9 protein-coding genes are annotated in these 11185 nt (G+C 66.4%); 7 read left to right on the top strand and 2 right to left on the bottom strand.

Features of this window, described 5'->3' with window-relative positions; genetic code table 11:
• Positions 1–36 precede the first annotated feature (36 nt).
• Together J4G12_05120 and J4G12_05115 are read right to left on the bottom strand one after the other, a co-directional pair.
• Complete coding sequence (locus J4G12_05120) at positions 37–1242, bottom strand: DUF418 domain-containing protein (protein ID MCE2455186.1); 1206 nt, start codon at positions 1240–1242, stop codon at positions 37–39.
• Positions 1239–2321 carry a proline racemase family protein gene (locus J4G12_05115; protein ID MCE2455185.1) on the bottom strand — a complete coding sequence of 361 codons (1083 nt, stop codon included), beginning with the start codon at positions 2319–2321 and terminating at the stop codon, positions 1239–1241. The genes J4G12_05120 and J4G12_05115 overlap by 4 nt, the downstream gene beginning before the upstream one ends.
• A 78-nt stretch (positions 2322–2399) precedes the next feature.
• Here J4G12_05115 and J4G12_05110 point away from each other — a divergent pair, with 78 nt between their 5' ends.
• The 7 genes from J4G12_05110 (at position 2400) to J4G12_05080 (ending at position 11116) form a co-directional block, all read left to right on the top strand.
• Complete coding sequence (locus J4G12_05110; GenBank protein MCE2455184.1) at positions 2400–3824, top strand: aminotransferase class I/II-fold pyridoxal phosphate-dependent enzyme; 1425 nt, start codon at positions 2400–2402, stop codon at positions 3822–3824.
• A complete protein-coding gene (locus J4G12_05105) occupies positions 3815–4477 on the top strand; it encodes a hypothetical protein (GenBank protein ID MCE2455183.1) in 663 nt (220 codons plus the stop codon). Before J4G12_05110 ends, J4G12_05105 begins: the two co-directional genes overlap by 10 nt.
• Positions 4478–4517: 40 nt before the next feature.
• Positions 4518–4973 (top strand): hypothetical protein, encoded by a 456-nt coding sequence (locus J4G12_05100; protein MCE2455182.1) that lies wholly within the window; start codon positions 4518–4520, stop codon positions 4971–4973.
• Positions 4970–7183: a peptidylprolyl isomerase gene (locus J4G12_05095; protein ID MCE2455181.1), complete on the top strand. Its 2214-nt coding sequence runs from the start codon at positions 4970–4972 to the stop codon at positions 7181–7183. The genes J4G12_05100 and J4G12_05095 overlap by 4 nt, the downstream gene beginning before the upstream one ends.
• Before the next feature lie 18 nt (positions 7184–7201).
• The gene (locus J4G12_05090; protein MCE2455180.1) at positions 7202–8464 is read left to right on the top strand and encodes a dicarboxylate/amino acid:cation symporter; all 1263 of its coding nucleotides are present in this window, start codon (positions 7202–7204) and stop codon (positions 8462–8464) included.
• A 38-nt stretch (positions 8465–8502) separates the two neighbouring features.
• A complete protein-coding gene (locus J4G12_05085; GenBank protein ID MCE2455179.1) occupies positions 8503–9534 on the top strand; it encodes a DUF933 domain-containing protein in 1032 nt (343 codons plus the stop codon).
• A gap of 331 nt (positions 9535–9865) precedes the next feature.
• Entirely contained in the window at positions 9866–11116 is a 1251-nt protein-coding gene (locus tag J4G12_05080; GenBank protein ID MCE2455178.1) for an ATP-binding protein, read from the top strand.
• Positions 11117–11185 lie beyond the last annotated feature (69 nt).

The raw sequence follows: 11185 nt of genomic DNA, 5'->3' as shown, positions 1-11185 counted from the left end.
AGCGGGGAACGGGAGCCCCGGAGGGGAGCTCCGGTCTCAACCGCCGGTCAGTGGTCTCCCATAGGTCAGCCTGCGCCAGATTCCCTCGAGGGGTCCTTGGCGGAAGCGAGCCAGCCAGAGGGGAGACCACCACAGTTGAGCCAGCCAGACCGCGACGACGATCAGAGCCTGCTTCCAGCGCTCGACCGAGCCAAAGAGGCCGAAGCCGTGGCCGTAGAAGAGGGTCGTGCAGATCAAGGTCTGCATGACGTAGTTCGTGAACGCCATGCGCCCGGTTGCCGCCAGCCGGTCCTGCAAGCGCGGAAGCCAGCCTCTGCGTACGCCGAGCATGACCAGCCCGACGTAGCCCGCAGCCATCGACAGCCCTCCCCAGTAGTTGAACTGGGAGTGGAAGGTCTGGGACTCCGGGAAGTTCCACTGGGCGCGCACGTCGAACCAGACCCCGACGAGGACGGCGATCCCGCCCGCGCATAGGCCGCGAAAGGCCAGCCGCTTGTAGAAGCCGTCGCTTCGGCTCGCCGAAAGCACCCCCCGGCGATAGAGCGCCATGCCGACCATCATCGCGCCGGTGCAGCGCCAGAACAGCGATACGGGCAGGAGCAGGAAGTGCATCCCCAGGGAATCGGTGGCTCTCTGCGACATCTGCGCAAGCCATGCCCCCCGGTAGGCCGCGACCTCTTCCGCGATCGGCGGAAGGAGCCGGTCGATCTCGGACTGGGGCAGTCCCCCGAGGTAATATCCCAATCCGACCACCGCCACCGAGCCGACCGCGAAGAAGCCGAGACCGCCGGCCAGCAGTCGGCGCGGATTCCAGTCGCGAAACCTGAAAATCACGAAACCGGAGACTGCGTAGGCGACGAGGATGTCGCCGACCCAGAGCAGGTAGGCGTGGACCAGTCCGAAGAGGAGCAGCCATCTCATCCGTCGGAAGTGGAGCCTGGTCGGATCGGCTCCGCGGCGGGCGGCCCGGTCGGCGAAGAGGCAGACCCCAGCTCCGAAGAGGAAGGAGAAGATGGAGATGAACTTCGTGTCGGCGAATAGATGGCTCAGCCACCATACCACGTAGTTCGCACCGGTCAGATCGCCCCACGCCGTCGGGTCGTCGTACGCGTCACCGGGCATGGAGAAACCCTGGACGTTCATGATCAGAATGCCCAGGACGGCAAACCCGCGCAGCACGTCGAGCGAGGCTATGCGTGCTGCGGGAGGCGTCCCGGCCTGTGCCCCGGGAGCCTCCGTCATCGCATGAGGAAACCGTGTCGGAGCGGATCGGACGGATCGATGAGGAACTCCCCGCGGCCGGTAATGTGGGCCGTTCCGCTGACCTCGGGAACCACTGCCTCCCTCTCACCGACGACGAGGGTGTCGAGCACCCTGCCTCCAAAGCTCTCGCTCGCTATTCCCCCGATGCGAACTTCCTCGCCGGGGCCGATCACCCCACGCGCCCAGAGCAGGGCCAGTCTGCCCGCCACGCCGGTGCCGGTGGGGCTCCGGTCCACCTCCCCGTCGGCGAAGACGCAGACGTGACGCCCATGCGTGAGAGCGGGGTCGGAGCGGTCCCGCGCAGTGAAGACGGTTCCGTAGAGAAACCCGAGATCGGCGTCTTCGGGATGCGTGACCGAGTGCGCGGTGGCGACTTTCCTCTTGATCGATCTGCCCGCACGCGTGATCTCGTCGACGTTGCCGGGGTCGAGGGCGATGCCGAGTTCGTCGGCGTCGACGTAGGCGTAGAAGGCTCCACCGAAGGCCAGATCGAAGCGGACCGTTCCGTAGGTCGGAAGCGTCACCTCACGATCGAGTGCGAGCGCGAAGGAGGGGACGTTCACGAAAGCGACCCTATCCACCGAAGCGGAGCCTTGGCGGAGCGTGGCTCTCGCCTCCACGAAGCCCGCCGGCGTGTCGATACCGAGCACGACCTCGTTTCCTATGGCGGAAGCTCCCCCTTCGGGAAACGCACCGGTCTCGACGAGCGCCGTGGCCACCGCGATGATGCCGTGACCGCACATGGTGCTGAAGCCCTCGTTGTGCATGAAAAGGACGGCGAGATCGGCACGAGGGGTCACCGGAGGCAGGATGACGCACCCGTACATGTCGGCGTGGCCGCGCGGCTCCCACATAAGGGAGCGCCTGAGCCAGTCGAGCCGTTTCCGGGCGTCGCGGCGCAGATCGAGCGTCGCCTCTCCTTCGAGATCGTCGAAGCCGTCCAGGATCACGCGGAGCGGCTCCCCGGCGGCGTGCGCGTCCACGAAACGAATCCGACGCCGCCATCCGGGCGGGTCCCAGGAGGCCAGGCGTTCCTTGATTCCATCGAAACCCGTCATATCCCCTCCCGACCTTGTAGTTTTGTTACATGATCGCGACATTGTCGGCTTCCCTTCCGATCTTATCAATCTAAGCTCATGTCCAGACCACACCAAGTTTCGTCGGCAACCCGAAACGCCTCGGAGAGCTCGCGGGGCCGCAACGCCGCCTCGGTCGAGGAGGCCGCCCCGATCTCCGCCTCCGCGGTAGCGCCGCCGGTCGACCGAGACGAACCTTCGAAACCGCGCGTGCCTCCTTCCGCACCGGCCGCGCCGGCCGCGATGGACTACGACTACACGAACTTCTATTCGGGTTCCAGCGACGATCCTTTCGCCTTGCTCGCGCCCTTCGACGACTGGTGGGCCGAAGCCGAACCCGCCGGCTACTACCTTTTCGAGCTGCCGATCGGAACCGCGCCCAGCACCAGAGTCTCGGTGCGGGACACGCTGACCGGCGAAGTGAGACGCGAGCTCGTCAACTTCGCATCCTACAACTACCTGGGGCTCTCCTACCGACGCGAGGTCGTCGACGCCATCAAGGATGCCGCCGAGAAGTTCGGCGGGGGCGCTTCCGGCTCCCCGGTGCTGAGCGGCAACACCGAGCTGCACGAGGCGCTTCGCCGCGGGATCGCCGACTTCAAGGGAACCGAGGACTCGCTCATCTTCCCGACGGGCTTCAGCGCCAACGTGGGCGCCATCGCCGGTCTCATGCGGCTGGGCGACTACGTGGTGGCGGACCAGTACGCCCATGCGAGCATCGTCGACGGCATGATCCTGTCGAAGGCGCATGCCCGCTTCTTCCGCCACAACCGGGTCGACGACCTCGAAGCCAAGCTGAAACGCACTAAGGGCAAGAAGCTCGTCACGGTCGAGGGCGTCTACTCCATGGACGGCGACGTCGCGCCTCTCCCGGAGATCATCGAGGTCTGCCGCAAGTACGGGGCGCGTCTGCTCGTCGACGAGGCGCACTCCGCCTTCCTTTACGGCGAAAACGGCAAAGGGGTGGTCGAGACCTTCGGCGTCGAGGACGAGGTCGACATCCATGTCGGCACCTTTTCCAAGAGCCTCGGCGGCCAGGGAGGCTACGTCGCGGGCGACCGCCGCCTCTGCAACTACCTCCGCGGTTTCTCGCGCCCGCGCACCTTCTCCTGCGCGCTCTCTCCCGTTGTGGTCGCCGGATTGCTCAAGGCCCTGGAGCTCGTGCGCGACGAGCCCGAGCTGCGCAAGAAGCTCTGGGACAACGTGGACTACATGCGCGGACTCCTGGCGGAGGCCAAGGTGCCGGTCGGGGAGTCCACCTCCCAGGTGATCCCGATCATGGTGCGGGACGACGCCCGGACCTTCAGCATGGGCGAGGAGATCTTCCGGCGGGGCGTTTACATCAACCCAGTTCGCTACCCGGCCGTGGGCAAGCACAAGTCCCGCTTCCGCATGTCGATCTCCGCGGCGCATTCGCGGGAGGAGCTGAAGGAGGGAGCCGACGTGATCATCGATGTTCTTCGTAAATACGGCATATGCCCCTAGGCAGCTACAGCTTCCACACCGGCGCGACCTCGTTCTTCGCCATCTCGACGGAGCACGCTCGCTCGTTGCTGCCGCCGCACCTGCAACCGGTCGAGGTGCGTCACGGCCGCGGCGTGCTCTCGGTTTCCGCCTTTCTGTTCGACGACAGCGTGGTCGGACCCTACGCCGAACTGATGTTCTCAGTGATCGTACCGCCGCGAGCGGCGCCCTGGGGCAGGCACCCCAAGGCGGGTTTCTTTCCTTTTCTGGCAGCCACGAGCTCGGAGGAAGCGAGGCGGATCAAGGGCGAACGACTCCATTTTCCCTTCTGGAACGAGTCGATCGACGCGCAGTTCATCGAGGGCGACGACTATCTTCGCGTGCGCGCCTTCGTCGATGGGGCCGAAGTGGTTGATCTTCGGGTGACCCAGGGCGACTGGGAACTCGCAACGCACATCCTGCAGGGCTACATGATGAGGGGGAACGAACGGCTGCGAGCCACGCTGCACATCACCGGAGACTATACCGTCCATGAAGACGAGGGCGGCAGCATGCTCGTGCATCCGCACTCGATGACGGAAAAGCTCACTCGCGGAGAGATCGCCGAGCGCCCCTTCAGGGAGCACTGGATCAAGAACGGCATCGAGGTATTTCACGAGGTAGAGGCCATCTGACCTCTCCTTCCGGACCCGCTCTCCGAAGGGTGAGACGACAATGAGACTTTCCAGCGCGATCATGAGAGTCGGCGCGGCCGCGGCGCTCGCATTCCTGCCTCTCGGTTCGTCCGGGCAGGAGGCCGGGACAGGGTCGCCTTTCGCAGGCACATGGAGGGGCGTGCTCGACACCGGCCCGGCGTCGATCACCGTCATCTTCAGGATAGGCGAGGCCGACGGCGGTCTTGTCGGGAGTTTCGACTCGCCGGATCAGGGCGCCTTCGACATCGCCATCAGTTCAATCCGTGCGACGGCAGGCGATGGTGCGGACTCCGTTTTCATCGAGTCCCAGGCGGTGCAAGGCAGCTTCGCGGGTGAGCTGAGTGAAGATCGGATGAAGATCGTGGGGACTTGGAGCCAGGGGATCGAGCTGCCTCTGGAGCTCGTCCGCCAGCCGAACGACGAATCGCCCGCAGCGGCCCGCGACGGCTTCGTCCCACCTGCCCGCCACGAGTGAGCGACTCGACGGAAAGTTCGGGTCAAGGAAATTCGGGTCGGTTCCGCCGGCTGCTCCTTGTCGCCGCCGCCGGGTGGGTCGCGGGCTGTTCCGATGCCGGCGGCGATCCGCCGGTCGAGGTCGAAGATCCGGCGGCGGCCGAGGCGGCTCGGCGCTTCCTGGCGGTGGCTGCGGCCGAAGACGCCCGTCCCCGCTCCGGTCCCGAACTCGACCTTCTCCTCGCTGCGGCGGAGGGCGGCGACCGCTCGCTTGCGGACTCTCTCGCCAGACAGGTCGCGGTGCGCGCGCTTGGCCGGCTGGAGGAACCCGATCACCTGGAGGTCCTGACCGGATACCTGAGCGACGCCGATCCCGACCTGCGCGGACACGCGGCGGACGCGGTCGCCCAAGCTCTGCATCGAGGTGACGGATCGGCGGCCCTGGATCCGCTTCTGGAGCGGGTCGGGTCGCGTGCCGGAGGCGCGAAGGAGGAGGATGCGCGGGTTCTCGGCGTGCTTGCGAGATCGCTCGGGCGCCTCAGTGTCGGTACGGACGATAAGCTGCGCGTCCGGGACGTGCTGGTCGGCATGGTCCGGGACGGGAGCGAGCCGGTTCCCGCAGCCCAAGCGAAGGGCGCCCTTCTCGGGCTCGAGGCGCTCTCCCGAGCGGGGGTGCCGTTCGACGACGACGCCTTGGCGCGGCTGGGCGAGCTGACCCTCTACGGCCTCCTCGACGAGGCTCCCGAGCCGGACGCGGGTCGGGTGCGCGCACTGGCCGTGACTATTCTCGACCGGTTGGACGCGCTCGATCCGATTCGGTTGGAGCCGGCTCTGAGGGATCCGGCCACCTCGGTGCGGATCGCCGCAGCTCGGGCGATCCGGCGAGCGGGAGAGAACGCTCGGAACGAACTCATACGCCGTGCTCTCATGGACCCGGCGGTGGGCGTGCGGGTGGCCGGGATGAGGGCGGTGGCCTCGGGGCCGAAGGACGAGCTGGCCTGCGTCAGACTCTTTGCCGGAGCGGTGCAGGAGAGGAGCCGACCGGTAAGGCTCATAGCCCTGGAGGCCCTCGCGGAACCTTGTCCCGAACCGGACGGACAGCTTCGCGTTCTCCTCGGGGCGGCCGCGGAGTTCGGCCCGGAGACCCGGGACGACTGGCAGGTACCCGCTCGCGCCTTCGTTTCGCTGGCGACCTACGCGCCGGAACACGCCGAACGCCTCTTCTCCGCCTTCGCCGAACATGACAACGAACTCGTACGCGTCGAAGCCGTGCGGGCGGCCCGAGCGCTCTCGGACACGAGCTTCCTCAGGCGAGCCGCGCTTCGGGATCCCGGAGCGAACGTCCGCACGGCCGCTCTCGAGTCCCTGGCCGCTCTCGGCGCCCTCACGCCCGAGCTCGTCGTCGCCCAGCTCGCGCTCGACGACCCGCAGCTCCTCCTGGTCGCCAGTCGCCTTCTGACGGGGATGGCGCAGGATGGCGAAGCTCCGGGAGACGCCATGGCCGACAGCGTCGTCGCCGCGTTCGACCGGATCTCGGCGGAGGGTCGGGAAACCTGGCGCGACCCTCGCGTGGGACTGCTCGACGCCCTGGAGGCTCTGAACGCCGCCCGGCTCTCACCCCGGTTGATGCCCTACCTGAACGACTACGATCCTGCGGTCGCCCAGCGCGCGGCGGAGCTGCTCGACCGCTGGAACGGTTCGGACGATCACGTCGCGGCCCCGGAGCCGCCGGTGCGACTGCCCCTACCCACCGTCGACGAGCTCAGGGAGCTCGAACGGTCTTTCGTGGTCCTGCACATGCGCAGGGGAGGCGTGATCGTGATCCGGCCGCTGCCTCATCTCGCCGTAACGAACGCGCATCGTTTTGCAAAATTGACGCGAGCTGGGTATTTTGACGGCCTGACCTTCCATCGGGCCGAGCCCAACTTCGTCATCCAGGGCGGATCGCCCGGGGCCAACGAGTACGCCGGAGACGGCCCCTACACGCGGGACGAGGTCGGCATGCTCCCCCACTGGCGCGGTACGGTCGGGCTCTCGACCCGAGGTCGGGACACCGGCGACGCCCAGATCTTCATCAATCTCACGGACAACGTTCGCCTGAACCACGACTACACCATCTTCGGCATCGTGACGGCCGGACTGGAGGTGGTCGACGAGGTGGTGGCGGGCGACGTTATCGAACGGGCGGAGGTGGTCTCGGCGGACCGCCTGCGGCCCGACCCAAGAAGCTAATCCAAGAGAGGCTGACACATGGAATACACGGCAGGCAGGCCCTGGTACCTCAAACTCCACTGGCAGGTGCTGACGGCGATGCTCCTGGGGGTGGGCGTCGGCTTGCTCTTCGAGGAGAATGCGGGTTGGGCGCTGGGATGGATCGGCGATCTCTTCATGCGCCTGCTGAGGATGATCATTCACCCGCTCGTCTTCGCCTCCATCGTGACGGGCGTGGCCTCCATCGCCTCCGGGCGGGCCGTGGGCAGACTCTTCTCGAAGACGCTCGGCTACTACCTGCTGACAAGCTTCCTCGCGGCTTCCACCGGTCTCCTCATGGTGAACCTGTTGCGCCCGGGTGACAACGCCAACATGGAGGAGGCGGACCAAGCCAACCGGGACCTCGCGGCCCTCGACGACCGCGGTATCGGCGAGATCCTCATGGAGATCGTCCCCAGCAACTTCTTCGAGGGTCTGGCGAGTGGTTCGATGCTCCAGATCATCTTTTTCTCGATCGTCTTCGGCATGGCTGTCGCCTCCCTGCCCGACGCCGCCGTGAAGCAGAAGCTCACCGGCTTCTTCGACGCCTTGTTCCAAACGATGGTCAAGCTCACCGGGACGATCATCAAGTTCATACCCATCGCGGTTCTGGCTTTGATCGCAAGCATGGTGGGAGAGACCGGCTTCGACCGGTTCGAGCCTCTTGCCAGGTACTTCGTAACGGTATTAAGCGGCCTCAGCATACACTTCGTCATCACCTTGCCGCTCGTCCTCTGGCTGCTGGGCAGGATCAAGCCGTGGGTGCATCTGGCCAACATGCGCAATCCGCTCGTCCTGGCTTTCTCGACGAGCTCTTCGGCGGCGACCCTGCCGGTGACCATGCGCGCGGTCGAGGATCGGGTCGGCGTCTCCAAGAAGGTGTCGTCGTTCGTCCTCCCCATGGGGGCGACGGTCAACATGGACGGTACCGCCGTCTTCGAGTGCGTGGGCGCGCTCTTCATCGCGCAGGTGCTGGGCATCGAGATCGGGTTCGGCCAACAGGTCATCGCGGTGTTCACCGCCCTGCTGGCCTCCATAGGAGCGGCCGCGGTGCCCTCCGCCGGACTGGTGATCATCTTCATCGTTCTGGAAGCGATCGGCCTGCAGGGCGACCAAGTGAACGCGATCGTGCTGACGATGCTCGCCATCGACCGTCCGCTCGACATGGTCCGTACGGCCGTCAACGTCTACAGCGACTCGTGCGGCGCGGCGATCATAGCCCGCTCGGAGGGCGAGGAGGGAGTCGACGCCGAAATCCGCTGAACCGGCCCCGCTAATTTCTCACACCGGTCTTCGGAGCGATGAAGGTAGGACTGACCGGGTTTCCGGGGTCGGGCAAGACCACGGTCTTCAACGCCATGACCGGGCTCGCCGTGCCGGTCGGGTTCGGCGGAGAGGTCCATTTGGGGACGGCGCGGGTGTCGGATCCCCGGATCGCCCGACTCTCGGCCCTGTACAGGCCCAAGAAGACCACCTTCTCCGAGGTGACCTTCTGCGACATCCCCGGAGAACACGGTTCCGAGCGAAACGGCCTCTCGCCTAGGACCCTGCAGCGGCTTCGGGAGCAGGACGCCCTCTGTCTCGTGAGCGGAGATTTCTCCGAAACCGACGAGTCGACCCCGGTCGCCGACCTGACCGCCTTTCACGAAGAATGCCTGCTGGCCGATCTCGATATCGCGTCGCGACGGCTCGAACGCCTGAGAAAAGAGCGGGGCCCACCGCTCGAGGTCGGCACCTTCGAACGCGCCGTCGAGGCCCTTGAAGACGAACAGCCGCTGCGCTCTCTCGGGGACGACGAGCTGCACCGTAGCTTTCTCAAAGGCTTCGGGATGCTCACCGACCGACCGCTGCTCGCGATCGTGAACGTCGAGGAGAAAAGGGCTGCGGAACCGCTCGATCCGACCGTGGAGGCCGAGCTTTCCCGTCTCTTCGCTCGCGGTATGGCGCTCTCGGCCAGCGTGGAATCCGACATCGCCTCGATGCCGAGCGAGGAGCGCGACGAATTCCTCGAATACATCGGCGTCGAGGAGTCCGCCCTCGACCGCTTCATTCGCCTCGCTTACGACACCCTCGATCTGATCTCGTTCTTCACTGTGGGGCCGGACGAGGTCCGGGCATGGCCGATCCGGAGAGGGACCGCTGCCAAAGCCGCCGCCGGAACCATCCACTCGGACCTGGAGCGGGGCTTCATCCGGGCGGAGGTCACTCCGTGGGACGATCTGCTCGAGTGCGGCTCGGAGGCCGGGGCGAAGAAGGCGGGCCTGATGCGGGTCGAAGGCAAGTCCTACGTGCTCGTGGACGGCGAGGTCATGCACGTGCGCTTCAACGTGTGAGAGGCTGAGGACCCGGTTCGCCTGGCAGACCGAGGCCCGAAACAGTCTCGAAAGCGCGCTCGCGAATGCGCTGGCCGACGCCTGCCCTGGCCTTGAACGAAGCGGAGCGGACCGAGGTATTCGAAGTGCTGTGCTCGCCCCGCTTTTGCGATCGCGCGGGGGTTTCGGTCGCCGTTCACGCCGCTGTGGCAATGCCGAATCTGTCGCTGTGATCGCGCTATTTCTGTCTCTAAGAGCGCGCCGAATCTGCCGCTCTCCCCTTCCACACATTCTTCTTGAACGCTATTATCCGTCGACAACCGACGATCCGTTGCGCCCGTGAGGAACCCACATGACCTATCATCCGAGAATCGTGGACGGTGAGTTGGCGGAGCGCCTGCAGGCCACGGGCGCGGTGGTGATCGAGGGGCCCCGGGCTTGCGGAAAGACCACCACGGCAGGACAGATCGCCGCTAGTGAAGCACGGCTCGACATCGACGAGGTCGCACGCCGCCTGGCCAGTCTCGAGCCTGCCCGCGTCCTGATCGGTGACGTGCCGCGGTTGATTGACGAATGGCAGCTGGAACCGGCGATCTGGAATCATGTGCGCAGGGCGGTGGACGACCGGCGCCTCCCGGGTCAATTCATCCTTACCGGATCCGCGGTGCCCGCAGACGACGCGACCCGGCACACGGGAGCCGGTCGGCTGACCCGGCTTCGCATGCGTCCACTCTCGACCTTCGAGCTGGGTCATTCATCCGGCGAAGTGTCGCTGGCGGGCCTCCTGGACGGTGCGCGTGCCCACGCGGGCAGGTCGGTGATCCGCCTCGACGATCTGACCGAGCTGATCTGTGTCGGCGGCTGGCCGGTCAATCTGGGCCGCACCACCGAACAGGCGCTCCGCGCCAACAGGGACCACCTTGACGAGATCCGTCGCCTGGACATCGCCAACGGGGACGGCAAGAGGAGGGATCCCATGCGCGTGGGCATGCTCCTGCGGTCGCTGGCGCGCAACGTCGCGACCCCGGCCGCAACCGCAACCCTCGCCTGCGACACCGGCGAAGGGGTGTCCGCCATCCGGGAACACACGGCCGCGGACTACCTCAGGGCACTGGAACGGATCATGATCGTGGAAAACCAGCCGGCCTGGCCCACGCACCTGAGATCGAGGTCGGTGCTGCGGAACAAGCCGGTCCGGCACCTCGCGGATCCGTCGCTTGCCGCAGCCGCCGTTCGCGCGTCGCCCGCCCGTCTGCTCCGCGACCTCGACTTCCTGGGGCTTCTCTTCGAGTCGATGGTCGTACGCGATCTGCGGGTCTATGCCCAGGCGGCGGACGCGGAGGTGTTTCACTACCGCGAGAAGGGCGGGCTGGAGGTGGACGCGATCGTGCAGGCCAACGACGGACGGTGGGCAGCGTTTGAGGTGAAGCTGGGTGAGGGAAGGGTGGATGAAGGTGCTCGCAACCTCCTCCGGCTCGCCGAGAGGGTGGATGTGGGGCGGATGGGCGAGCCGGCGGCTCTGGGGGTGATTGCGAGTAGCGGGTATGGGTATACGCGGGAGGATGGGGTAGGGGTGATTCCTGTGGGGGCGTTGGGGGCGTGAGGTCGGCGGGTTCGAAGCTCCCCGACGCCTTCGACATCGCGGAGAGGCGACCGGCTGGGACCGCCTGCT

This window comes from Gemmatimonadota bacterium (assembly GCA_021295815.1).
Classification (GTDB): Bacteria; Gemmatimonadota; Gemmatimonadetes; order Longimicrobiales; family Gaopeijiaceae; genus JAGWBQ01.
Note: the sequence above shows the minus strand (reverse complement) of the source record. Positions and strands in the feature narration are given on the sequence as shown.